The sequence below is a fragment of the Pseudomonas lundensis genome (assembly GCF_015377145.2).
Taxonomy (GTDB): Bacteria; Pseudomonadota; Gammaproteobacteria; order Pseudomonadales; family Pseudomonadaceae; genus Aquipseudomonas; species Aquipseudomonas lundensis.
On record NZ_CP062158.2, the window covers coordinates 4208911 to 4233485 of the forward strand.

A 24575-nucleotide genomic window follows, 5' to 3' on the forward strand; every position below is an offset into this window, starting at 1 on the left:
ATCAAATCGAGGTTTGAGCGGCAATCCGCGCGGTGTACAGCCGCCGGGTTGCCATCGCGATCGACACCGCCAAAATCCCGCACAAGCTGATGACCATGGCCATCGGCATGGCGCTGCCATCGTGCAATACCCCCACCAGCCACGCCGCCGCGGCCGCCACGCTGAACTGCAAACAGCCGAGCAACGCCGAGGCGCTACCCGCCCGTGCGCCCTGCCCGCTCATGGCGCAGGCCGAAGCATTGGGAATGATGCAACCCAGGCTGGCGATGCAAATAAACAGCGGGATCAACAGCGGCCACAGTTGTTCCGTGTGCAAGGCGCTGATGCCCAACAGCGTCAAACCAGCGGCCAGGTACAGCCACACCATGCGCGACAGCAAAAAGGCCGGGCCACGCTTGGCCAGTAACCGCGCGTTGACCTGAGCCACGAGAATGAAGCCCGCCGCATTGCTGCCGAACAGCCAGCCGTAATGCTCGGCCGGGACGCCATACAACTGGATGAAGACAAACGGCGAGCCCGCGATGTAGGCGAACATCCCGGCCATGGCGATCCCGCCGGTCAGCGCATGCCCCAGGTATTCACGATCCTTGAGCAAGCGGCCGTACTGGCGCAACGCACCGGACAACGGTTGACGTGGCACATTGGCCGGTAAACTTTCCGGCAAGCCCAGCGCCACGGCCAACGCCGCCAGGGCGCTGAAGCACGTCAGGACAATGAAAATCGCCTGCCAGCCGTACAGATTGACCAGCAGGCCACCGAGCATCGGGGCCAGGATGGGCGCCAGCCCCATGACCAGCATCAGTTGCGAAAACACCTTGGCCGAGCCCACGGCATCGCACTTGTCACTGACAATCGCCCGCGACAGCACCATCCCCGCACAACCGCCGAGGGCTTGAACGAAACGCGCCCCGATTAGCCAGTCAAGCGAGGGCGCAAAGGCACAGGCAAACGACGCCGCCGTGAACAACCCGACGCCCACCAACAAAGGCACGCGCCGACCGAAGCGGTCAGCAATGGGACCGTAGACCAACTGACCGATCGACAGGCCCAGAAAGTAAACCGCCAGCGTAAGTTGAATGTGTTTTTCATCGGTCGCAAATGCCTGGGCCATCGCCGGGAAACCCGGCAAGTAAAAATCGATGGCCAAGGGACCGAAGGCGCTCAAAGCGCCGAGAATCAAAATGGTTCTAAAGTTCATCAGGGATCCAGGTCGGACGAGTGTCAGCGCGACCCGGTAGTCTAGCTGTGCTGACGGATCTTGAACATAAAGATAGCGAGCTAGCTAATAAACCCCTGATGAGGCACAACCCGACAATGCGTTAATGGGCCGTGCGCGCGTCAAAACCCGCCGTGGTAATGACATCGATGATTTCCAGTGCAGGCAATTTGCTTTCCACTTTCACGGTTTTGCTCTGCAAGTCCACTTCAACTTTTGCGTCTTCGTCTGCCTTTATGAGTGCCCGAGTTACCGAGCCCACGCATCCGCCACAGGTCATACCGTCAACTTTAAAAACGTGCATTGTGTTCACTCCTTGGTTAGTGAGGTTCAGAGTGTCCACCTTGCCATCATGGCAAGGTCAAGCCCGGGTGCAGTGACACGAGGCTGGCAATCTGTTTCGCGCTCGGCCAAGCTGCAAACCTTCCGATTTAAAAACAGGATACGTAGCCATGCGCTGGTCCGCTTTGAGCCTAGTCAGCCTTTTAGGTCTTGCCAGCTTGCCGTTGTGGGCAAACGCTGATCAGGACTACGGCGTGTTGATCATTTCCCGCGAGCGCCTTGAGGTGCCCACCAATTGCGAAATCGGTCTTTATGTAGACGATCAACTGGCTGGCCGCTTGTTCCAGGAACAAGCCACGTCCTTTAACTTCCCGCCCGGCCCGATCAGCATTCGCCTCAAGTCGTTGCCGGGCCAAGCCCCGGGTTGTCTGCCGGGCATGCTGGCCCCGCCGTCTCAAACCCTCACCTTGAAAGCGGGCGATGTACGCAAATATCGCATTGCCCTGCAAAAAGGCGGCCTCTACCTCAAGCCCGCCAAGCTCGAATATTAAGCACCGTCAAGAAGACGGCCGTCACGGTTGACAAGCGCCTTGACCTTCCCACCGGGTCAAGGTCGATTCTATGGATAGATAACTTCTTGAGGAGGATTGTTCGTGCCCATTCAATACGACTTGCCGATCGCCGGCATGACCTGCGCCAGTTGCGCCGGCCGCGTAGAAAAAGCGCTGGCCAAGGTGCCCGGTGTGACATCGGTCAGTGTCAATCTGGCCACTGAACAGGCGCGTATCGAAGCGCCTGCCGACAGCCTGCCGTTGTTGCTTGAAGCGGTCGCCCAGGCCGGTTACAGCGTGCCCAGCCAGACCGTAGAGCTGAACATCGGCGGCATGACCTGCGCCTCCTGTGCAGGTCGGGTCGAGAAAGCCCTGGCCAAAGTTCCCGGCGTGACAAACGCCACCGTCAACCTGGCCAGTGAGCGGGCGCACATCGAATCGCTGGGACCTATCGACCCCGCCCGCCTGATCGAGGCGGTGACCAAGGCGGGCTACAGCGCCCAACTCACAGAAAATGTCCACGCCACCCAAGACGATCAACACAAACGCCTGCGCCGTGAGCGTTGGTCGCTGGTGGCGGCCATCGTTTTGGCATTGCCGCTGGTCCTGCCGATGCTGGTCGAGCCGTTCGGCCTGCACTGGATGCTGCCCGCCTGGGCGCAATTTCTGCTGGCCACTCCGGTGCAGTTCATCCTCGGCGCACGGTTTTACGTGGCCGCCTGGAAAGCCGTCAAAGCCGGTGCAGGCAATATGGACTTGCTCGTCGCACTGGGCACCAGTGCCGGTTACGGCCTCAGCCTGTATGAATGGGCCATCGCCGCCCCCGGCACCATGCCCCACCTGTACTTCGAAGCCTCGGCCGTGGTGATCGCGCTGGTGCTGTTGGGTAAATACCTTGAGAGCCGCGCCAAACGCCAAACCGCCAGCGCCATCCGGGCACTTGAAGCCTTGCGCCCCGAACGCGCCCTGCGGGTGGTCGATGGGCAGGAACAGGACGTGGCCATCAGCGACCTGCGCCTCAACGACCTGGTACTGGTCAAACCCGGCGAACGCTTCCCGGTAGACGGCGAAGTGGTCGAAGGTCAAAGCCATGCCGACGAGGCCCTGATCAGCGGCGAAAGCCTGCCGGTGCCAAAACAGCCTGGGGATAACGTCACGGGTGGCGCCATCAACGGCGAAGGTCGTCTGGTGATCAAAACCCTGGCGCTGGGCACTGAAACCGTACTGGCGCGCATTATTCGCCTGGTGGAAGACGCACAGGCGGGCAAGGCGCCGATTCAAAAGCTTGTGGATAAAGTCAGCCAGATTTTCGTCCCCGTGGTGCTGCTGATTGCGCTGGCGACGTTACTGGGCTGGTGGTTCTACGGCGCGCCGATTGAAACCGCGCTCATCAACGCTGTCGCCGTGCTGGTCATCGCGTGCCCCTGCGCGCTCGGCCTCGCCACCCCGACGGCGATCATGGCCGGAACCGGGGTGGCTGCCCGGCATGGCATTTTGATCAAAGACGCCGAAGCCCTTGAGCGCGCCCATGAAGTCAGCGCCGTGGTCTTCGACAAAACCGGCACGCTGACCTCCGGCACCCCGCAAATTGCCCATTTCAGTGCCGTCTCGGGGGACGAAGCGCAATTGCTGCAAGCCGCCGGGGCACTGCAACGCGGCAGCGAGCACCCCTTGGCCAAAGCCGTACTCGATGCCTGCGCAGCGCGTCAGTTGACCGTGCCCGATGTCACGGACAGCCAGTCGCTGACGGGCCGAGGGATCGCTGGCACCTTGCTGGACCGTCGTCTGGCGCTGGGTAATCGTCGCCTGCTGGAAGAAACCGGGCTCACCCCCGGCCCGCTGGCCGACTCCGCCGCGGCCTGGGAAGCCGAAGGCCGCACCTTGTCGTGGCTGATCGAGCAAAGCCCACAGCCCAAAGTGCTGGGCCTGTTCGCCTTTGGCGACACCTTGAAGCCGGGGGCACTGTCCGCCGTGCAGCAGCTCACCGAGCGCCATATCAGCAGCCACTTGCTGACTGGCGACAACAAAGGCAGTGCCAAGGTGGTGGCCGAAGCGTTGGGTATTCAGGATGTTCACGCCGAGGTGCTGCCCGCCGACAAAGCCGCCACGGTGGCCGAGTTGAAAAAAACCGGGGTGGTCGCCATGGTAGGCGACGGCATCAATGACGCCCCGGCGCTCGCGGCGGCCGACATCGGCATTGCCATGGGCGGCGGCACAGACGTGGCCATGCATGCGGCCGGTATCACCCTGATGCGCGGCGACCCGCGTCTGGTGCCTGCCGCGCTGGAAATCAGCCGCAAGACCTACGCCAAAATCCGCCAAAACCTGTTTTGGGCGTTTATCTACAACGTGATCGGGATTCCGCTGGCGGCCTTCGGCTTTTTGAACCCGGTATTGGCCGGGGCCGCGATGGCCTTTTCCAGCGTGAGCGTGGTCAGCAATGCACTGTTGCTGAAGTTCTGGAAACCCAAGGACCTTGAGTGAGGAGGCAGTCGTCATGAACATCGGTCAAGCCGCGAAGCACAGTGGACTGAGCGCCAAGATGATTCGTTATTACGAGTCCATCGGCCTGCTCAAGCCTGCCCATCGCAGTGACAGCGGCTACCGGCTGTACAGCGACGACGACCTGCACACCCTGGCCTTCATCAAGCGTTCGCGGGACTTGGGGTTTTCTCTGGACGAAGTCGGCAAACTGCTGGCGCTCTGGCAAGACCGCCAGCGCGCCAGCAGCGACGTGAAAGCGCTGGCGCGCCAGCATATCGATGAGCTGAACCAAAAAATCGTTGAACTGACCAGCCTGCGCGACACCCTGCAAGAGCTGGTCGATACGTGCCAGGGCGACCACCGTCCTGACTGCCCGATCCTCAAGGGCCTGGCGTCGGGCAGTTGCTGCGCCTGAGCCAGGCGTTTCGTCAAAGGCTCATCATGAGCACTTTGGCGAACATCAGCACACTCACCAACGCGCACAACACGGCAAACCCCTGCTGCAATAACTGCGCGGAGACCTTGGGCGAAATCACCCGGCCCGCGATCATCCCCACCAGTGTGGCGACAATAAACAGCACACCCTCGGTGGACAGGCTCACGCCCTGACGCATCAAATTGCCCAACGTGCCGAGTGACACCAACGCCACCACCATCAGCGAGGTGGACACCACGGCGTGAATGCGCACATCGCTGAACTTGCGAAACGCCGGCACGATCAAGAACCCGCCGCCCACACTCAACAACCCGGTGAGCAAGCCTGACGTGGCGCCAATCGACACCAGCGTGAGGCTGCACCGTGCATTCCAGGTCAGGCGGCCGGTGGCTGGGTTGAGCATGCAGTTTTTTTCCAGAACCCCTTCGCTGGCCCCTTCACGGCCATCGGCCCGGGCCTGGAGAAACATGCGCACGGCCACAAAAATCATCACGCAGCCAAACAGCAACACCAGCACCCTGGCGGGCAACAGCGCGGCGAGATACAACCCCACCGGTGAAGTGATCGAACCCACCAACGCCATCAGCGCGGCGGCCTTGTAGCGCACCAAGCCTTTGCGCAAGCCGTCGAGCGCACCCAACGCTGCCGCTGTGCCCACCGCCAGCAACGCCACCGGCGTGGCCTGTGCCAGCGTCCACCCCACACCGAGGGTCAACGCCGGAATCGCCAAAATGCCACCCCCGGCACCGGTCAACCCCAGCACCACGCCCACCAAAACGCCCAACAGAATGGTCAACATAGGCCGGTCAGTTTCCCGAGCAGTCGGTGAACCACTCGCGCCCCTTGAGCATGCCTTGCCAGTAGAACCACGGCAGGAAAGACGCCTTGAGGAACCACGCTGACTGACGCGCGACAGTCGGGTCCAGCGGGAACGTTGGCAGCAATTTGCCGCCATAGCCGAACTCGGCCAGGATCACTTTGCCGTTCTCGACGGTCAGCGGGCACGAACCGTAGCCGTCATAGCGTTTGCTCAGCGCAGCGCCCTTGCGCAGGGCGATCAGGTTTTCAGCCACCACCACGACTTGCTTGCGCACCGCTGCGGCCGTTTTGGCATTCGGCGTGCCGCACACATCGCCCAGGGCAAAAATCTCCGGATGGCGCGGGTGCTGCAAGGTGGCCGGGTCGGTTTCAAACCAACCGGCACTGTCCGCCAACGGGCTGCGACGGATCACATCCGGCGCCTGTTGCGGCGGCACGACATGCAACATGTCGAATGTTTTCTGCTGACGGCTCACATTGCCGTCAGCGTCCGTCACATCAAACCAGGCCGTTTTGCCAGGGCCGTCGACCTTCACCAGCGTGGACTGAAACACCAGTGTGGCGTTGTACGCTTCAACGTATTTCATCAAGGGCGGCACAAAGGCCGGGACACCGAACAACGCCGCGCCCGACAGGTTGAACTCGACCGCTACCGCGTCCAGCACCCCCTGTTTACGCCAGTGGTCACAGGCCAGGTACATGGCTTTTTGCGGCGCGCCTGCGCACTTGATCGGCATGGGCGGCTGGGTAAACAGCGCCGTACCGCCGCGCAACGTGCGCACCAGCTCCCAGGTATAGGGCGCGAGGTCATAGCGGTAGTTGGAGGTCACGCCATGCTGGCCCAGCGTCTCTTCCAGGCCCTCGATTTTCTCCCAAGCCAGTTCCAACCCCGGGCAGACGATCAATTGCTGATAGGTCAACTCCTTGCCATCACTGAGCAGCACCACATTGCGCTCGGGGGCAAAGGCAGACAGCGACGCCTTGACCCAGGTGGCGCCCTTGGGCATCACGTCAGCCGTGGCACGCACGGTGTTTTTCACGTCATAGGCGCCGCCACCCACCAACGTCCACGCGGGTTGGTAGTAATGCTCGGCGCTGGGTTCAACCACGGCAATGCGTAACGCCGCATCCCGCTTGAGCAGGCTCGCGCACACCGAGATCCCGGCCGAGCCGCCGCCGATCACGACGATGTCATACGGTGCCGCTTCGCGAGTGCCACGGGTGGCCAGTTCATACAATTTGGAGGAGCGATTGCCGGTGCGGCAAAACGCCAGAATCGGCGTCGGCAGTTGCGCCAGTACGGTGCGCATCTGTTCGGCGTCCTGCGCCGTCGCCCCGGTGGTGGCCACAGGCACATACGCAAAACTCAACCCCAGGGCCTGCGCGGCGTCGCGGAGCGCGGTGTGCTCGGGTTGTTCGGGGCCGCCTTCATGATCGGGCCGGTTGCAGATCACACTGCGAAACCCCTGCCCCGCTAACGTTTGGAGATCAGACTGACCGATTTGACCCGCCACCGAAAAGCACGCGTCGATTCGCTTGATGTTTTGCTCCATTGAGCACTCCAGGCACAACTGAAAATGAATGGATCGGGTCCCGCTGCGCGTTACTGCTTCAACGCTTGACCACAGTACAAACCGGACAGGGTTTGCATGACCGAGACCACTTCGAAACTGGCGAGGGAATAGAAGATGAACTTGCCCATGCGCCGGGTATTGACCAACCCTTCATCGCGCAGCACACCCAACTGTTGAGACAGCGTGGGCTGACGAATACCGGTCAGCGCCTCAAGCTCGCCCACGTTGCGCTCGCCCTGGGTCAACTGACACAACAGCAACAGGCGATCTTCGTTGGCCAGCGCCTTGAGCAGCAGGCAGGCTTTGGACGCCGAATCGCGCAGCAGACCGATTTGGTGATGGGTGAGCTGTACAGACATTGAAAAAACCCCTGCCGACATAACGGTCGACAGTTTACGATTCAATAATATATCTTTCAATATATTAAGAATTGTATCGACTGATGTGAGGCCGCCATGCACCCCGAAATACAGGGCTTTTACGATCCCGCTACCTCCACCGTCAGCTACGTGGTGTACGCCGCCACGGCGGGCGCCTGCGCGATCATCGACCCGGTGCTCGATTACGATGCCGCCGCCGGGCGCATCAGCACCCAGGGTGCGGACCGGATCGCCGCCTTTGTCGAGTCCCGTGGCCTGACGGTGCACTGGCTGCTGGAAACCCATGCCCACGCCGATCACTTGTCGGCCAGTGCCTACCTGAAGAAAACACTCGGCGGCCACATTGGCATTGGAGCGCCCATCACCCAGGTGCAGGGTGTGTTCCGCGACCTCTACAACCTTGAGCCTGAGTTCCGGCAGGACGGATCACAATTCGACAAATTGTTTACCCCTGACGAGGTGTTTCACATAGGGCCGCTGCACGTGCGCGCCTTGCATGTGCCCGGCCACACCCCGGCGGACATGGCGTACCAGATCGAAGACAGCCACATTTTTGTCGGTGACACCCTGTTCATGCCCGATGTCGGCACGGCCCGCTGCGACTTCCCGGGGGGCGACGCGAGGCAACTGTATCAGTCCATAAAACGCCTGCTGTCTATGCCGCCGACCACCCGGTTATACATGTGCCATGACTACCCGCCCGAAGGCCGCGACGTGGCCTGGACAACCACCGTGGGTGAACAGCGGGCGCGCAACATCCACGTGAATGACACCCTCGACCTTGAAAGTTTTGTGGCGATGCGCACCGCCCGTGACGCAACCTTGTCGGTGCCGCAACTCTTGATTCCGGCGATCCAGATCAATATTCGCGCGGGCAACCTGCCGCCTGCCGACGACAAAGGCATACACAGCCTGAAAGTCCCGCTGAACCGGTTTTAAGCCAGCGGGGGGAACAACGCCCACAAAAAAACCGGCCGCAGCCGGTTTTTTTGCTTCATCGAATCACTGCATCCACGGTGGAGGCGGCTCTTCGGTTTTGCCCGGGGGAGCCTCATCGGCAGCCCGTACGGCCTGACGGCGTTCTTCATCCAGCCGCGCCGCTTCGATCTCGCGCATCACTCCGCCGACATCGGCCAGCTCGTCCGGCTCATCAAACTCACCCGTCAACACGCTGCCAGGGTGCAACGTGCCCGCTTCATACAGCGCCCACATTTCCTTGGCGTATCGGGTCGTCTTCAACTCCGGCGCAAACCGGCCGAAGTACGACGCCATGTTGCCCACGTCACGTTCCAGCATGCTGAACGCGTGGTTGTTGCCGGCGGCATCGACCGCTTGCGGCAGGTCGATAATCACCGGGCCGGTCGGGGTCAGCAGCACGTTGAACTCGGACAAGTCACCGTGAACCAGACCGGTACACAGCATCAGCACAATCTGCTGAATCAAAAACGCGTGGTATTCACGGGCCTGGTCCGGCTCCAGCACCACGTCGTTCAGACGCGGAGCCGCGTCGCCGTATTCGTCGGCCACCAGTTCCATCAACAGCACGCCTTCCAGGAAGTCGAACGGTTTGGGAACCCGCACCCCGGCGCCAGCCAGACGGAACAGCGCAGCCACTTCGGCGTTTTGCCAGGCGTCTTCGGTCTCTTTACGACCGAACTTCGAGCCTTTGGCCATCGCTCGGGCCTGACGGCTGTTACGAACCTTGCGACCCTCCTGATATTCGGCGGCCTGGCGAAAACTTCGTTTGTTAGCCTCCTTGTAAACCTTGGCGCATCGCAGCTCATTGCCGCAGCGGACTACGTACACAGCTGCTTCTTTACCACTCATAAGTGGGCGCAGCACCTCGTCGACCAGACCGTCCTCGATCAGGGGTTCTAAGCGTTTTGGAGTCTTCATCAGCTTTTATTGTGGGTCCTTTATTACCAAACACGCGAATGTCACTCGTTATACGGCAATCCGCGCACCACGGGGAGAGGGGCGCCGCATTCCAAGTCGCTTGCAAGCACTCCCTGTACACCTGACAGTCCGGCACATCCTGCGCCAAACCTTCTGAATGATAGACGAGCCCCGATGGGCGAGCACCGCCTGAACGCCCGACGCTCAGTGATGGCGAAACAACTCGCCGGGCGTGGCGCCAAACAGTTTCTTGAACGCGGCGATGAACGCCGACGTCGACTCATAGCCGCAGGACAGAGCCGCCCGGGTGACGTGAGCACCGTCTTCCAGCACCCGCAACGACGACAGCAAGCGTACCCGCTGGCGCCAGCCACGAAAGCTCAAGCCTGTCTCACGTTGAAACAATCGCATCAAGGTTTTCTCCGACACGCCCAGCCGGGCCGACCACAGCCCCACGCTGACTTCGGCATCAGGGGTTTCAATTAATTCATTGCACAGCACCAGAAGGCGCGGGTGGTGAGGCAATGGCAACGAAAAGCCCACTTCCGGCAATTCGGCCAATTGGTCCAGCAACACACTCACCAGTCGTTGTTCGGGGCCGCCTGCTTCGGGGTAGTTGGCCGGCAGCGCACAAAAGCGCTTGATCAGCTCGCGGGCCAGCGGCGTGACCTCCAGCACCCGGCAATGATCGGGCGCCCACGGGCAGTCTTCACGACGCACATACAGGCTGCGCATCTCGGCGCGCATCGAGGTCATGACCTCGTGCTCCAGCCCCGCCGGAATCCAGATCCCCCACTGCGGCGGGGCGAAAAAGCTGCCCTGGTCGGTGTGCACCCCCAATACGCCACTGATGGCGTAAGAAAACTGCACCCAGTCATGCCGATGGCGCGGCGTCCAGGAACCCGCGCCCAGGCTCTCGGCCCGCGCATAAAGCGGCCGGGGCAGTGCGTCGAGTTGGGGAATCGCCCGTTGAGGGCCGCGTTGTCCGTTTGGCGGCATGGATTGGCCTTATGTCGCGAGACGTCAGATCAGGCCGACGTTAGGCTATGTCATCAATTCTTACAACATTGCGGTGCCTGCGATGCCTGTGCTCAAACACTTCAAACGCGTATTCACTGACTGGTTTCTGTGCGGCATGGTGCTGGCCACGTTTCTGGCGTACCTGTTCCCCGCGTTCGGCAGCACCGGCGGCGCCATGCACGCAGAGTGGGTCATCAACATCGGCGTGTTCCTGGTGTTCTTCCTGCATGGGGTCAACCTGTCCAGCGAGCAGATCCGCCACGGCCTGAAAAACCTGCGCCTGCACCTGATGGTGCAAGGCTTCACCTTTGTCGTCTTCCCGCTGATATGGCTGGGGGCCGACCTCCTAATGGGCAGCCATGTCCCGCCGCTGTTGATGCTGGGCTTTTTCTACCTGTGCGCGCTGCCCTCCACCATCTCATCGTCGGTGGCACTCACCGGCAGCGCGGGCGGCAACGTACCGGCAGCGATTCTCAACGCCAGCCTGTCGAGTGTGCTGGGGATTTTCCTGACGCCCTTGCTGGTGAGTGTCGTGGTCGGCAGCGGCACAGGCGGAATCGACCTCGGCGCCACCCTGCTCGACCTCTGCGCCCTGTTGTTGCTGCCGCTGGTGCTGGGGCAACTGGTGCGCCCGCTGTTCGGCCGTTTTTTTGCCCGGCACAAGCGTTACACCAGCATCGTCGACAAACTGGTGATTCTGTTGCTGGTGTACGCGGCGTTCTGCAACTCGATGGTCTCGGGGATGTGGCAACAACAGGGATCGTCAGTGATTCTCAGCGCCTTTGTCGGCAGCGCCGTGCTGCTCGCGGTCATTCTGTGGATGACCACCCGCACCGCCCGTGCGCTGCACTTCAGCACGCCCGATGAAATTGCCGCCGTGTTCTGCGCCAGCAAGAAATCCCTGGCGGCGGGTGCGCCCATGGCCGCCCTAATTTTCGGCGCCAACCCTGGGCTGGGCTTGATCCTGCTGCCCATCATGATCTACCACCCGCTGCAACTGATCGTGTGCTCAGTGATGGCAGAAAACTATGCCAGCCGCCGTCGGCAAGCGGCCGACCCTCTTATCCCCAACGCCCCGGCCGCGCCGATGCCCTAACGCGCGGGTTAACGCTCGATAATCGCGGTGACGCCCTGCCCGCCCGCCGCGCAAATCGAGATCAGCCCGCGCCCTTGGCCGGCGGCGTCGAGCAACTTGGCGAGGTTGGCCACGATACGCCCGCCAGTGGCCGCAAATGGATGCCCCGCCGCCAACGAACTGCCCTTGACGTTGAGCTTGCTGCGGTCAATCGCCCCCAGCGGCGCGTCCAGCCCCAGGCGGGTTTTGCAGTACTCGGGGTCTTCCCAGGCTTTCAACGTACAGAGCACCTGCGCTGCAAACGCTTCGTGTATTTCGTAGTAGTCGAAGTCCTGCAGACTCAGGCCATTGCGCGCGAGCAAACGTGGGACGGCATACACCGGGGCCATCAGCAGGCCTTCTGCACCGTGTACGAAATCCACCGCTGCGGTCTCTCCATCGCGCAGGTACGCCAGAATCGGCAAGCCGCGCGCCTTGGCCCACGCTTCACTGCCCAGCAACACCACTGACGCGCCATCGGTCAGCGGCGTCGAGTTACCGGCCGTCAGCGTGCCTTTGGCACTGCGCTCAAAAACCGGCTTGAGCGCGGCCAGTTTTTCCAGGGTCAAATCCGTGCGCAGGTTGTTGTCCCGAGTCAGGCCCAAAAAGGGCGTGACCAGATCGTCTTCCCAGCCTTCGTGATACGCCGTGGCAAGCGCCTGATGGCTGTGCAGGGCCAAGGCATCCTGATCGGCGCGGGGGATGTGCCAGGTTTGCGCCATCAACTCGCAGTGCTGGCCCATCGACAACCCGGTGCGCGGCTCGCCATTGCGCGGGAACGCCGGTTTCAAAAACTGCGGACGCAATTGCAGCACGGCTTTGAGCTTGTCCAGCGGCGCCTTGGTGCGGTTGAGCTGCAACAGCCACTGACGCAACCCGTCATTCAGGCCAATCGGCACATCGGACGTGGTGTCGACCCCGCCTGCCACCGCGCACTCGATCTGCCCCAAGGCGATTTTATTGGCCACCAGCAAGGCTGCTTCCAGCCCGGTGCCGCACGCTTGTTGCAGATCGTAGGCCGGGGTTTGCGGCGACAGGCGTGAGCCCAGTACACATTCGCGGGTCAGGCTGAAATCGCGTGCATCCTTGAGCACCGCCCCGGCCACCACTTCGCCCAGACGCTCGCCATGCAGGTTGAAGCGTTCGATCAGCCCTTCCAGCGCAGCCGTCAGCATCGCCTGATTACTGGCCCTCGCGTACGGCCCGTTAGCCCGGGCAAACGGAATTCGATTACCGCCAATAATCGCTACACGGCGCAAAGTCATAAGACGTCCCCTTTGATTGAGTAACCATTTGTCGTTACAAGCGTAGGTGCTATCACCCTTTAACGAACGACCCTTGTCTTTCTGTGGTCAACCCTTTGAACCCCATGTGTCGGAGAGTGTTCCATGTCAGACCGTTATATCGACTTCGCCAACTCATCCCTCGGCCGACGGTTGGTCGGCGCGGTAGGGCTTGCGTCACCGGTGCGACTGGAACGCTGGCAAGCCGGACGTCTGCGCCCGGTAGAAGGCCCGCTGCTGATGGGCGGCGGCCCGCTGGTCCGACACATCAAGGCTTTTGCCAATAAACTCACCGACGCCGTGTTCAGCTATGGCGCCGAGCCCTTGGCCGCCAGCCCGTGGATTCCAGGCCAGGGCCCCGCCCTCAAGGCCGTGGTGTTTGATGCCAGCGATGTGCTGCACACCGACCAGCTCAAACAGCTGCGCGAATTTTTCCAGCCGCTGCTGCGTAGCCTGCAATCTGGCGCGCATCTGGTGATCCTTGGCCGCCCGCCTGAACGTCAACGCGATCCGTTTGCCGCCAGTGCCCAGCGGGCGCTTGAAGGGTTCAGCCGTTCGCTGGCCAAAGAATTGCGCAACGGCGGCACCCTGCAATTGCTGTACGTCAACGAGGGCGCCGAAGATCAACTGGAAGGGGCGCTGCGGTTTTTCCTGTCGCCCAAAAGCGCGTTTATCAGTGGCCAGGTGCTGCGCCTGTCTGCCTGCGCAACGCCGGTCAGTGACTGGACGCGACCACTGGCCGGGCGCAAGGCGCTGGTCACCGGCGCGGCCCGCGGCATTGGCGCAGCCATCGCGGAAACCCTGGCCCGGGACGGCGCCGACGTCATCCTGCTGGACGTGCCAGCGGCCAAAAACGACCTTGAAGCCCTCGCGGCCCGTATCGGCGGGCGCAGTATCACGCTGGACATTTGTGCTGAAAACGCCGCCCCGCAGCTGATCGAACACTTACCGGAGGGCATCGACATCGTGGTGCACAACGCCGGCATCACCCGGGACAAAACCCTGGCCAACATGACCCCCGAGTACTGGGACGCAGTGCTGGCGGTCAACCTGAATGCGCCCCAAGTGCTGACCAAAGCCCTGCTCGACAGCGGCACCCTGCAGGACAACGGGCGCGTCGTTCTGCTCGCCTCCATCAGCGGCATTGCCGGTAATCGCGGGCAAACCAACTACGCCGCGAGCAAAGCCGGGCTGATCGGTCTGGCGCAAGCCTGGGCGCCGTTGCTCGGTGAGCGCGGCATCAGCATCAACGCCGTGGCGCCGGGCTTTATTGAAACGCAAATGACCGCGCACATTCCGTTTGCCCTGCGCGAAGCGGGTCGACGCATGAGTTCGCTGGGCCAGGGCGGTTTGCCCCAGGACGTCGCTGAAGCAGTGGCCTGGCTCGCTCAACCGGGCTCGGGCGCGATCAGTGGCCAAACGCTGCGGGTGTGCGGCCAAAGCGTGTTGGGGGCCTGACCCATGACTGTCCATTGGCTCGACCTCGACACCCCGCCGCACTTGCCCGCCCTGTACGCCCGCGCGGCGACCAAGCGCACAATCACCGGCGACACCCTGCCTGATAAAGGGCTGCGTTGCTGGGTGACGGTGGACGGCAAACCGCTGGAGGCGTTTCGTGAAGTCTGCGACCTGCCTTCCAGCCCGCTGTTGCCACCGACCTACCCGCACCTCCTGGCGTTCGGGCTGCAAATGCAGTTACTGACCGACAAAGACTTTCCGTTTCCGCTGCTGGGGTTGATCCACCTGAGCAATCAGATTCGCGTGCTGCGGCCCATGGGCGGCGTGTCTCAACTGCGCATTGGCGTGTCCGCGAACAATCTGCAAAAACACCCCAAAGGTGCGACGTTCGACGTGGTGACTCAGGTGGACGACCTCATCGGACCGCTGTGGGAGGCGCAAAGTACCTTGCTGTGCAAAGGCGTCGATTTACCGGGCGACGCGCCCCAGCCTGCTGCGAGTATTGCGAGCGGCATGACCGAGTTGACGCGCTGGTACGCCCCGGCCGACATCGGGCGCCGTTATGCCAGGGTGTCTGGGGACTACAACCCGATCCACCTGAGCGCCGCCAGCGCCAAGCTGTTCGATCTGCCGACCGCTATCGCCCACGGGCTGTGGCTTGAAGCCCGCACGCTGGCCGCGTTGAATTCGCACTTGCCTGCGGCCAATGTCGAAATCACGGTGGACTTCAAAAAACCGGTGCGCCTGCCCGCCGAAGTGAACTTGCACAGCAGCGAAGCCGGTTCCAGTGGCGACTTTCAGCTCAATGGCCATGCAGACCTGGTGCACATGGTCGGGCGCTGGCGGCCGTTGAGTTAATTCACCTCCAGTCGGCGCAGGTGTCGGCCGCGCCAGCGCCCCCCTTGCGCCCACGTCCATTCGGTCGCAAGCTTTGCGCCTTCTGGAGAGCACACCTGCAATGAACCTCGACGAATTGACCCAACGCCTGCACCGCATCCGCGATAACAACGACTGGAAGCCCTTCCATAGCCCAAAAAACCTGGCCATGGCCGCCAGTGTTGAAATGGCCGAGCTGGTGGAAATATTCCAATGGCTGACCGAAGACCAGTCCCGCCAACTGCCCGCCGACCAACTGGCCCATGCCGGTCAGGAAGTGGGTGACATCGTGTTGTACCTCTTGTTGCTGTGCAGCGAACTGGGCCTGGACATGAACGAGGTGGTGCGCAGCAAGTTGGCCGACAGCGAAAGGCGTTTCAGCCGATGAGCGACCGTCACTTCGATCTGCTGGCCACCCGCTTCGCGGAAAAAATCTATGGCGGCGCCAAAGGGGCCATCCGCCTCGCCGTGTTGCAAGCCGACCTTAAAGAATCGCTGCCCCAGCGGCGCTTGCGCGTACTGGACATCGGCGCGGGCCTGGGGCACATGTCGCTGTGGCTGGCCGAGCAAGGCCACGACGTGACGCTGGCAGAACCGGCCGCCCCGATGCTTGAAGGCGCGCGTCAGCGTTTCGCCGACGCCGGCCAGACGGGCACGTTTATTCAGGCGTCCTGGCAAGAGCTGTTGGGCCAACTCACCGAACCGTATGACCTGGTGTTGTGCCATGCGGTGCTGGAATGGCTGGCCGAACCCCACGCGATCCTGCCGGTGCTGCATCAACTGACGGCCAGCGGCGGCTGGCTGTCGCTGGCGTTCTACAACCGCGATGCGCTGATTTATCGCAACTTGCTCAAAGGCCATTTCCGCAAGATGCGAAAAAACGATATGGCGGGCGAAAAGCAGAGCCTTACCCCGCAACAGCCCCTTGATCCACGGGAGCTGGCGCAGGCGATGCAAGCGCTATGGCAGGTTGAAAGCCACAGTGGCGTGCGCGTGTTCCACGACTACATGCCCGTGGAGTTCCAGGCCCGCGCCGAACTCGACGCACTGGTTGAAATGGAACTGGCTCATCGGCGCCACCCTGCCTTTGCGGGGCTGGGCCGTTACCTGCATTGGGTGTGCCGCCCGCTTTAACCGTTCAACTGGGGGGGAGTGTCATGTATCGCCGCGTTGCTCTATTGGTTCTGAGCCTGGGGTTGGGCGCCTGCCAAAGCCCCAACCCGTACACCGCCTCGTCACTGCCCATGCCTGGCGCCCCGCCGCAGGCCGCCAACGCCATTGACCTGAGCGCTTACCCGGCGCCCCCACGCGACTACGGCCGTTACCAGAGCTGGGCCTGGCTCAACGGCCGCCTGCCAGCAGGAACGGCCTGGGCCGATTCAGCACAGATCGCCGAAGCGGTGAGCGCAGCCCTGGATCAGCGAGGCTTGCGCCCGGCCCAGCCCGGCCGCCCAGCTGATGTGCGGGTCAGCGCCGATTTACATGCAGAAAAACGCTTGCGTCAGGTTCAGGACGACTATGGTTATGGGGCTGGTTACGGCGGGTTCTATGGGGATCGCTACGGTCGTTATGGCAATCGGTACGGCATGTATAACACCGTGCCCATCGTTCGAACCTACGAAGTGGACGTCATGGTGGTGCGGCTGACGCTGTATGACGGCAAGACCGGCGAGCCTGTCTGGAGCTCCAGCGCTGAAACCAGCAGCACGGGCAGCCTGAGCGAACGCGGGAATGCGTTGCGCGAATCGCTGAACAAAGCAGTACAGGCCTACCCTCCTCATTAAGACTAATTGTTGAAGTGGAGAATCATCATGCTACGTCGAATAGCGCTCGTGGGGCTGGCACTGCTGCTCAGCGCCTGCGAATCGATGCAGGTCACACACGATTACAACCCGTCCGTTGATTTCGCCACGTTCCACACCTGGGCGTGGAAGGAACCTGCCCTGCAATTTGTGCCCAACAACCCGATGCTCAAAAGCGACCTGACCCAACAACGCATCACCCAGGCGGTGGCTTATCAGCTGGACCAGCGCGGCTTGCGCCAAGTCACCCCGGCGACCAAAGCCGACCTGTGGGTACAAACCTACCTGATCGTTGCCGAACGCCAGGAACAGGTGGTGACCAATTACGGCTATGGCTACGGCGGCCCGTGGGGTGGGCCATGGGGCGGCTATTGGGGTGGCCCGTGGGAAGGTTACTGGGGCGCACCGGTCTACGATGAAGTGCGCAACATCAACTACCAGGTGGGCACCCTGCAAATCGACCTGATCGACGCCAAAACCGACAAGTTGGTGTGGCGTGGCAGCGCGGAAAAAGTCGTGGATAAAAACCCCGACCCGGCGCAACGCAGCGCGGCGATCCACGAAGCCGTGAGCAAAATCCTGAGCGACTACCCGCCCAAACCGACAGCGAACTAAGCGCCCGGCAGCGACGACACCGGCTGTAGTCGCTGCTGAGCAACGAAGCCGAGATCGGGTACGCAGCGTCCGCACACCTTGACTACACTCCCCTTCACCCGTGGAGAGTTGCGCTCGGCAGCAGGCCGGCAAAGGAGTGCTCGATGTCTCCCCCATTGCGTGGCCCGCGTCTGTGCACCCTTCGTTCGCAGCGCGGTGCAATCGGCTTGATGGCCGCCGTGACCCTCGGCGTGGTGTTGCTGTTCATGCTGCTGGTGGTCGACAGCGGCCGCTTGTATCTGGAACAGCGCAAGTTGCAACGGGTCGCTGACGTCGCCGTGCTGGAGGCCGTCAGCCGGGGCGGTAACTGCCTGGCAACCGGCACCACGACCGCCAGCACCTACGCCATCGCCAGCGCCACGCGAAACAGTTTCACCCCCGGCAGTACGCAAACGTTGAGCGCCACCTGCGGCACCCTGGTGACCGGCAGCGACAAACTGCGCACCTTCAGCGCCGATGCGAGCAAGTCCGACGCGATACGCGTCATCGCCACCACCGTCGTGCCGACCAGCGTGGCAGGCGGGCTGTGGAACCTGTTTTCCAACGGGACCTTCGGCTTCAATACCCAACTGACGGCCAGTGCGGTGGGGGCCACGGGAGGCTCCCCGCTGGCAGCGCTCACTATCAGGTCGTCTTTGGCAGATATCAATTCAAACAACTCGCCGTTGCTCAACAGCCTTGTGGGCGGCCTGCTGGGGGGCAAATTGAACTTGAGCCTTGCATCGTGGCAGGGGCTGGCCAACACCAATATCAACTTGCTGAGTTATCTCGATCAACTGGCCATCGACCTGAACCTGAATGCCGGTGATTACGCGCAATTGCTCAATACAAACGTGTCTGCAACTCAGTTGATTAATGCCGCGATTAATGTGCTGCAAAAAGGCGGGCCGGGCGCCACGGTTGCTGTGCAAGCGCTGACCACCATCAAGTTAATCGCCGCTAACACGCAAATACTGAAATTGGGCGACTTGTTGAAGCTCCAGAATGGCACCTCAAGTGCTGGCCTGAACACCAATCTGACAGTCTTTGATCTGTTGCAAGGGATTGTGCAACTGTCAAATGGCAAAAGTGCAGTGGCCGCCGATATCACGTCAACGATTGCGCTGGTGGGCACCGTCACGGTGTCAATCAAAGTGATTGAGCCCCCGCAAATGTCGGTGATTGGCAACCCGGCACTGGCCATTAAAGATCCGGTTTTCGGTGCTAACCGCATCTACGTCAAAACAGCGCAAGTTCAGACGCACATTCATATTGATCTGGCAGTTCTCAAACTGGTGTCGCAGATTGTGTCTGCGCTCACCCAACTGCTCTCGCCCCTGACCGATATCGTCAACAAATTGCTGAATCTGGATTTAATCGGAGTCTTGCAGTGCGTCCTGGCGTGCGAGCGAACGTCCCTTAGCATTGCGTCGTCGTTGGATATTTATCTGGAAGCGGCGAGTGCCAACAGTTATGTGACCGCTTACAACTGCTCCAGTCAGGCCACCAAAAGCCTGACAGCGCAAACATCTACCGCGGCAGCCAAGCTGAGTATTGGCAGCCCGCCAGCCAACGGTGCGTTTCCATCGTCGATTGAAATCAACAAGCTGAATTACCTGGCCGTGGACCCGGTAAAACTGATCAGTATTGATGTCACCAAGTGCTCGATCATTTTGCTATGCGGCCCGCTGCAAGTCGGCAAAGGGGGCGGGCTGGGCCTGAAGGTGCAAACGCAAATAGCGGCCAACGCTCAGCCGCAAACATGGAGCGCGCCTTTGCTACCCGAGGTCAACAATCCGCCCGTTTACCAAAAACCTCTGAATAGCAATGCAAGCATCATCAAGAGTCTGGGTGACTCGCTGGCTGACAACATGGTGGTGACGTACACGCCACAGACCGGCAGCGTGGCCAACGATGCCCTGACGGGCGTGGCCGGACTGATCAATCAAGTGACGGGCATTCTTTCCACCGCGTTAAGCGGCTTACTGTCCAACCTGCTGGACCCGATCCTCAACACGCTCTTGGGGGCGCTAGGGGTCAGCCTGGGTAATGCGGAAGTAGGTGCCAATCTTTCCTGCAATCAGGGCGGCCGCGCTCAACTGGTGCTCTGATCGCCCACCACCGGCAGCGCTATACAAAAGCGGGCGCCGTGTTCGGTGTTGCTGACGCTCAGCCGACCGCCCATGTTCTCGATGATGCCGTAGCTCACGGATAACCCCAGCCCCGTGCCCACACCGACCGGTTTGGTGGTGAAGAAGGGTTCGAAGATGCGCTCCAGCAGTCGCGGGTCAATGCCGCCTGCGTTGTCGTGTACCCACAAGCGCACGTGGCCGGGGTCTGTTTCGATGCCAAGGGCGATCCACGGCGCGAAGTCAGGGCCTTTTTCACGCTGGCCGAGCAAGGCATCGCGGGCGTTGACCAGCAGGTTAATCAGCACCTGTTCCAGTTGATCGACATGGCCCCGTACGCGGACGGCGCAGTCCAGCCCTTCGCAGCGAATCTCCACGCCTTTGCCGCGCAGGCCGTCACTGAGCAGTGACAGCGTGCCGTCGATGGCAATGGCCGGGTTGAACACCTGCTGTTCGATCTCCGAACGTCGACCAAACACACGCATGTGGTCCACCACCCGCGCCGCGCGTTGCACCTGGGTGTCGAGGCGATTGAGTTTGTCTTGCAGGTAATCGATCTGCACATCGCCATTGCTCAGGCGCTTGAGCACATTGACGATGGCCATGCGCATCACATTGAGCGGCTGGTTGATCTCATGGGCCAGCCCGGTGGCCATCTCGCCCAGGGTGGCCATTTTGGCGCTCTGGGTCAGTTGCTGTTGCGAACGCCGCACTTCGGTGTTGTCGCGCCCGACCGCCTGCACTTCGACCAACACCCCGAGCTCATCAAACACGCCGCGATCCGACCAGACCCACCACGCATGTTCGCGCCCCGGCAGTTGCAGGCTGATTTCGGCGGTGCTGACCGGGAATTCGGGGGTCAAGGTGGCCAAACGTTGCACAAACGCCCGCTGCTGCTCCGGCGACAACCAGCCGCTGAGGTTGATGCCCGGTAACTGCTCGGGCGCGCACTCCAGGTAATTGGCCAGTGGGCGATTGCCGAAGGTCAGGGTCAAGTCGGGGGTGTAGCGGCAGATCATCGCCGGGGAATCCTCCACCAGCATGCGGTAGCGCTCTTCGCTGTGTTTGACCAGCTCTGCGGCTTCCGTGGCGTCGGTGATGTCCAGCCACAGGCCCACGGCTTCGACCGGCAGGCCCAGGTCGTCGCGCAGCAACCGGGCCTCGTCCAGTAACCAGTGGTAGTCGCCCTCACGGTCGCGCAGTCGATAGCGGCTGCGCACATTGCCTTCGCGCAACAGGCGTCGGGTGCGCTCGAAGTACTGCGCACGGTCGTCAGGGTGTACCCACTCAATCAACGTGGCGGCCGTGCATTCTTCACGCGTCCAGCCCAACAAGGGCTGCAAACTGGCGCTGAAGAATTCAGGCAGCAACGCGCCCTCGGCATAGCGCTGTACATAAATCACCGCCGGGGAGCTGGCGATCAGGTTGTCGAGTCGCGCATGGGCCGCCGCCGCTTGCTGTTGCTGATTTTGCATGTCGCTGACATCCAGCATGAACCCCACAACACGCGGCCCGCCTTCCCCGCCCAGCACCTGGCCCTGAATGCGGTACCAGATCACCGGCCGCGTACTGTCGGGTTGGTGCAAGCGCACGCACAGCAACAGAGGCGTGTCGTGGGACAGCAGGTCATTGAAGCGGCTGGCAAGCTCTTCGCGGTCCGCCGGGTGAAACAGCCCCAACCACACCTCTCGAGGCACATGCGCAGGCTGATCGGGCAACAGGCTGGCGGCCAGGGGCGGGGCAAGCAAAAGTTGCCGGGTGCTGGCCGACCACTCCCACCAGCCGCTGCCCAGCAGGCCCTGCAATGCCTCCATGCGCTCCATCTGCTGCACATGTTGCAACTCACGCAAGCGACTGAGCAGCGGCCCGGCCAATGCCGCGCACACCAGAAGCCAATCCATGTCGCCCATGGCCGGGGCGTGACGACTCGCCGGGTACTGGCCGAACAACAGCCATGCGCTCACCCCTTGATGATCGTTGTACGGCACCAGCAAGCCATCGGTGTTGCCAAACAGCCCGCTCAGCCGGGGCTTGTCGTTGAGGCCATACAGCGCCTCAAACCGCTGGGGCGCGTGGCCATTGAAGCTGTCGAGGGTGCTGCCCAGAGCTTGATCGACCTCCCACAGCGCGGGGGCATCATGCTGGCGGTAAACACTGTAAATGCGCCATTCGGCCTGTGTGGTGTCGGGCAACGCTAGGGCTACACACGGGATATGCCAATGGTGCGCCACCTGCTGCAGCAGATCGGTCACCACCGCGGGCAGCCGGCCATGGCCGCAATGACGCAATTGCTCCCCCATGTGGGTGGTGAGCAGGTGGGTGAGTTCCCGGCTGCGCGCCTGCTGTTGACCCATTAGCACATCGCTGATGTCCAGCAATTGCAGTAACCAGTCGTCACCGTGCGGCTGGACCCAGCCGCGGGTGTAGACAACAGGGCCGCCGCCGACCTGAAACATGAGGTCCAGGCTTTGCCCCTGCCAATCCCGGGGCGCACCTTCCAGTGCCAGCGTGCTGCCCGGCACCAGATAATCGATCAACAGGCGCGGCGGGCCACTGCCCATCGCCATGGCCAGCCCATGCTGCTCCAGCACATGGCCGTGCTGATCGAGCCGCAATTGAATGCCCGCGTGCACACGCAGGGCAGGCGTATCCGCCAACGCAACGGGCTCGTCTGCCCGCCCCAGCAGCCGCCCCAACAAGCGCTCGCCGCTGATCAAAACTGCAGACTCGACTGGGCCGTTAACGTGGTCGGCAAACTGGGCACCGTGATGTCTCCCGGCAGCACCAGCACCGGCATGATGGCGCTTAACGCCGAGGCTGGCAGGCTGACGGTGACCGTCAGCACCCCGCCGCTATAGACCGCCTGCTGATTGAGGCTGCCTTTCAAGGCGCTCGGCACCCACGCGAGTTGGTCACTCAACACACTCAGGGCGCGATTTTGCACATCCTGAGTGTAGGTCGCGGGGGAAACGGTCGGGTCCAGCGCCACGCTGCGGCGCACCGCCTCGGCCGTGGAATGGTTGAACGACTGCATCAGCAAGAGCGGCAAGCTGTAACTCACGACGCCGTAAAACACAGCGAAAAACGCCACAAACACCAGCGCAAATTCGATGGCCGCTGCGCCTTTTTCTTTTCTGGGGAGGCCTGGTTTCATGACTGCGTCTACCCTGAAAACCACACGTCATATCAGCATAGAATCATTCGCCAAAAAGGGACGCCGATTACGTGACGCAATTACTCATCCTGTTCCTCTGGTTGGCCGCGTGCGCACTTCAGGATCTGTACCAACGCCAGATCGCCAACACCCTGACCCTCGGCGGCATGGCCCTGGCAGTGCTGTACCTGCTCTGGAGCGGCCACACCTGGCTCGGCGCCCCCCCCAGCGAAGCCCTGGTGGCGCTGCTGATTGCGCTGGTGCTGACCCTGCCCGGTTATGCGCTCAATAAGTTCGGCGCGGGGGATGTCAAGCTGCTAGTAACCCTGGCATTGGCCACCGATCGTCTGACGGTGCTGGGCACCTTTATCGGCGCTGGCCTGTGTGCCGCGCTATGGCTGCTGATCGCGTCAAAAATCCTGCCGCTTGTGTATCAACGGGTTACAACACCTGCACCCGGCGACCCTGGTCCACTGTCAAAAAAAGTCCCCTTCGCGCCCTTTTTGCTGGCCGGTTTTGCGTTGGCTACGCTGTGCATGCCCTAGTGCAGACGTAGGATTTATTCCATGTACAGCACGGGAAACTGGGTCTACTTTTAAACCAGCCTGCTCACGATGAGTGGCGCAGTTTGCCTTGAACAGGCTTGCCAGGCATGGAGTACCGCGTGAACCAGCTCAGCCCTCTCATAAAAGTACTGGTGGTCGACGACCAGCCCTTGATCGTCGAAGAACTCTGCGAGTTTCTGGAAAGCAGTGGCTACCGGTGCGTGCCCTGTGAGTCGAGCCGTGAAGCCATTGAGTGCTTCAACGCAGACCCTGCAATCGGTCTGGTGCTGTGTGACTTGCACATGCCGGACATGAATGGCATCGAACTCACCCAACACCTGCAAAAGCACGCCGGTAAACAACGCCTGTTCGAAAGCATCCTGCTGACCGGCCGCGCCGACAAACAGGATGTGATCAAAGCCTTACGCATCGGCATCGCGGATTACTACCAAAAACCGGTCGACCTCAATGAACTGCTTGAAGGCATCCAGCGTCAGGAAGAGCAACTGCGCGAACGGATGAAAAGCGTCCAGCTCGGGCACTTGAACCGCAAGCTTCAGTTTTTGGCGGACTCCATTGACGACCTGTATCAGGACATGGAATCCGTGCGCCAACCGCCACTGACCGCGGGCGTTGACGGCGTCGCTGAAGAGGATTCGCACGCCATGCCGGCGATTTTCCAGCAACTGTCACCGCGCCAGCTCGACGTGGCCCGACTGGTGGGCAAAGGCCAGACCAACTACCAGATCGCCTGCGACCTGGGCATCACGGAAAACACGGTCAAACTCTACGTGTCACAAGTATTACGCCTGACCCACATGAACAACCGCACTCAACTGGCCCTGGCGCTGTCGCCCAATGCCAGCGCCAAACAGCACCGGCTGACGGCCCACTGAAGCCCGCACGCCTGTGCTCGCGGTGTT

Annotated in this window: 24 protein-coding genes; 14 read left to right on the forward strand and 10 right to left on the reverse strand. The window is 61.7% G+C overall.

What is annotated here, in order from left to right:
* Position 1: 1 nt before the first annotated feature.
* Positions 2–1198 (reverse strand): multidrug effflux MFS transporter, encoded by a 1197-nt coding sequence (locus IF654_RS19825; protein WP_047275244.1) that lies wholly within the window; start codon positions 1196–1198, stop codon positions 2–4.
* A 121-nt stretch (positions 1199–1319) separates the two neighbouring features.
* Positions 1320–1520, reverse strand: a complete 201-nt coding sequence (locus IF654_RS19830; RefSeq protein WP_047273257.1) for a heavy-metal-associated domain-containing protein — start codon at positions 1518–1520, stop codon at positions 1320–1322.
* Between the two features lie 148 nt (positions 1521–1668).
* Between IF654_RS19830 and IF654_RS19835 the strand changes: the two genes are divergently transcribed.
* The 3 genes from IF654_RS19835 (at position 1669) to cueR (ending at position 4948) form a co-directional block, all read left to right on the forward strand.
* Positions 1669–2049 (forward strand): hypothetical protein, encoded by a 381-nt coding sequence (locus IF654_RS19835; RefSeq protein WP_047273256.1) that lies wholly within the window; start codon positions 1669–1671, stop codon positions 2047–2049.
* Positions 2050–2145: 96 nt separating this feature from the next.
* The gene (locus IF654_RS19840; RefSeq protein ID WP_255164184.1) at positions 2146–4533 is read left to right on the forward strand and encodes a heavy metal translocating P-type ATPase; all 2388 of its coding nucleotides are present in this window, start codon (positions 2146–2148) and stop codon (positions 4531–4533) included.
* A 13-nt stretch (positions 4534–4546) separates the two neighbouring features.
* The gene (gene cueR / locus IF654_RS19845) at positions 4547–4948 is read left to right on the forward strand and encodes a Cu(I)-responsive transcriptional regulator (RefSeq protein WP_047273255.1); all 402 of its coding nucleotides are present in this window, start codon (positions 4547–4549) and stop codon (positions 4946–4948) included.
* Between the two features lie 13 nt (positions 4949–4961).
* Here cueR and IF654_RS19850 read toward each other — a convergent pair whose 3' ends face one another.
* Genes IF654_RS19850 through IF654_RS19860 form a run of 3 tightly spaced genes read right to left on the reverse strand, consistent with a single transcriptional unit; the run spans position 4962 to position 7721 of the window.
* Positions 4962–5768, reverse strand: coding sequence for a sulfite exporter TauE/SafE family protein (locus IF654_RS19850; RefSeq protein WP_094987560.1), 807 nt, complete (start codon positions 5766–5768; stop codon positions 4962–4964).
* A 7-nt stretch (positions 5769–5775) separates the two neighbouring features.
* Positions 5776–7341: a bifunctional protein tyrosine phosphatase family protein/NAD(P)/FAD-dependent oxidoreductase gene (locus tag IF654_RS19855; RefSeq protein ID WP_080960165.1), complete on the reverse strand. Its 1566-nt coding sequence runs from the start codon at positions 7339–7341 to the stop codon at positions 5776–5778.
* A 50-nt stretch (positions 7342–7391) separates the two neighbouring features.
* Positions 7392–7721 (reverse strand): ArsR/SmtB family transcription factor, encoded by a 330-nt coding sequence (locus IF654_RS19860; RefSeq protein WP_047273253.1) that lies wholly within the window; start codon positions 7719–7721, stop codon positions 7392–7394.
* 96 nt (positions 7722–7817) lie between these two features.
* On the opposite strand from IF654_RS19860, the gene IF654_RS19865 reads away from it, so the two are divergent.
* Positions 7818–8681, forward strand: coding sequence for an MBL fold metallo-hydrolase (locus IF654_RS19865; RefSeq protein ID WP_047280013.1), 864 nt, complete (start codon positions 7818–7820; stop codon positions 8679–8681).
* Between the two features lie 63 nt (positions 8682–8744).
* On the opposite strand, the gene IF654_RS19870 is transcribed toward IF654_RS19865, so the two are convergent.
* Together IF654_RS19870 and IF654_RS19875 are read right to left on the reverse strand one after the other, a co-directional pair.
* Complete coding sequence (locus IF654_RS19870) at positions 8745–9638, reverse strand: PA4780 family RIO1-like protein kinase (RefSeq protein WP_047273251.1); 894 nt, start codon at positions 9636–9638, stop codon at positions 8745–8747.
* Positions 9639–9842: 204 nt separating this feature from the next.
* On the reverse strand, positions 9843–10637 hold the full coding sequence (locus IF654_RS19875) for an AraC family transcriptional regulator (RefSeq protein ID WP_047273250.1): 795 nt from the start codon (positions 10635–10637) through the stop codon (positions 9843–9845).
* 82 nt (positions 10638–10719) lie between these two features.
* Between IF654_RS19875 and IF654_RS19880 the strand changes: the two genes are divergently transcribed.
* A complete protein-coding gene (locus tag IF654_RS19880) occupies positions 10720–11754 on the forward strand; it encodes a bile acid:sodium symporter family protein (protein WP_047273278.1) in 1035 nt (344 codons plus the stop codon).
* 8 nt (positions 11755–11762) lie between these two features.
* On the opposite strand, the gene IF654_RS19885 is transcribed toward IF654_RS19880, so the two are convergent.
* On the reverse strand, positions 11763–13037 hold the full coding sequence (locus IF654_RS19885; RefSeq protein WP_047273249.1) for an acetyl-CoA C-acetyltransferase: 1275 nt from the start codon (positions 13035–13037) through the stop codon (positions 11763–11765).
* A gap of 123 nt (positions 13038–13160) precedes the next feature.
* Between IF654_RS19885 and IF654_RS19890 the strand changes: the two genes are divergently transcribed.
* The 7 genes from IF654_RS19890 (at position 13161) to IF654_RS19920 (ending at position 19935) form a co-directional block, all read left to right on the forward strand.
* Positions 13161–14513 carry a 3-oxoacyl-ACP reductase gene (locus IF654_RS19890; RefSeq protein ID WP_194862128.1) on the forward strand — a complete coding sequence of 451 codons (1353 nt, stop codon included), beginning with the start codon at positions 13161–13163 and terminating at the stop codon, positions 14511–14513.
* Positions 14514–14516: 3 nt separating this feature from the next.
* The gene (locus tag IF654_RS19895) at positions 14517–15371 is read left to right on the forward strand and encodes a MaoC family dehydratase (protein WP_048377187.1); all 855 of its coding nucleotides are present in this window, start codon (positions 14517–14519) and stop codon (positions 15369–15371) included.
* 100 nt (positions 15372–15471) lie between these two features.
* A complete protein-coding gene (locus tag IF654_RS19900) occupies positions 15472–15777 on the forward strand; it encodes a MazG-like family protein (RefSeq protein WP_047273246.1) in 306 nt (101 codons plus the stop codon).
* Positions 15774–16523, forward strand: coding sequence for a methyltransferase domain-containing protein (locus tag IF654_RS19905; RefSeq protein ID WP_047291937.1), 750 nt, complete (start codon positions 15774–15776; stop codon positions 16521–16523). The genes IF654_RS19900 and IF654_RS19905 overlap by 4 nt, the downstream gene beginning before the upstream one ends.
* A 23-nt stretch (positions 16524–16546) precedes the next feature.
* Positions 16547–17173 carry a DUF4136 domain-containing protein gene (locus tag IF654_RS19910; RefSeq protein ID WP_047282043.1) on the forward strand — a complete coding sequence of 209 codons (627 nt, stop codon included), beginning with the start codon at positions 16547–16549 and terminating at the stop codon, positions 17171–17173.
* Between the two features lie 27 nt (positions 17174–17200).
* The gene (locus IF654_RS19915; RefSeq protein WP_047273243.1) at positions 17201–17806 is read left to right on the forward strand and encodes a DUF4136 domain-containing protein; all 606 of its coding nucleotides are present in this window, start codon (positions 17201–17203) and stop codon (positions 17804–17806) included.
* 143 nt (positions 17807–17949) lie between these two features.
* On the forward strand, positions 17950–19935 hold the full coding sequence (locus tag IF654_RS19920; protein ID WP_094987562.1) for a pilus assembly protein TadG-related protein: 1986 nt from the start codon (positions 17950–17952) through the stop codon (positions 19933–19935).
* Here IF654_RS19920 and IF654_RS19925 read toward each other — a convergent pair.
* Positions 19920–22670 carry a PAS domain-containing sensor histidine kinase gene (locus IF654_RS19925; RefSeq protein ID WP_094987563.1) on the reverse strand — a complete coding sequence of 917 codons (2751 nt, stop codon included), beginning with the start codon at positions 22668–22670 and terminating at the stop codon, positions 19920–19922. The genes IF654_RS19920 and IF654_RS19925 overlap by 16 nt on opposite strands.
* Positions 22667–23107: a TadE/TadG family type IV pilus assembly protein gene (locus IF654_RS19930; RefSeq protein ID WP_047273240.1), complete on the reverse strand. Its 441-nt coding sequence runs from the start codon at positions 23105–23107 to the stop codon at positions 22667–22669. The genes IF654_RS19925 and IF654_RS19930 overlap by 4 nt, the downstream gene beginning before the upstream one ends.
* Positions 23108–23178: 71 nt before the next feature.
* Here IF654_RS19930 and IF654_RS19935 point away from each other — a divergent pair, with 71 nt between their 5' ends.
* On the forward strand, positions 23179–23652 hold the full coding sequence (locus tag IF654_RS19935) for a prepilin peptidase (protein ID WP_047273239.1): 474 nt from the start codon (positions 23179–23181) through the stop codon (positions 23650–23652).
* Between the two features lie 119 nt (positions 23653–23771).
* Positions 23772–24548 carry a response regulator transcription factor gene (locus IF654_RS19940; protein WP_047273277.1) on the forward strand — a complete coding sequence of 259 codons (777 nt, stop codon included), beginning with the start codon at positions 23772–23774 and terminating at the stop codon, positions 24546–24548.
* Positions 24549–24575 lie beyond the last annotated feature (27 nt).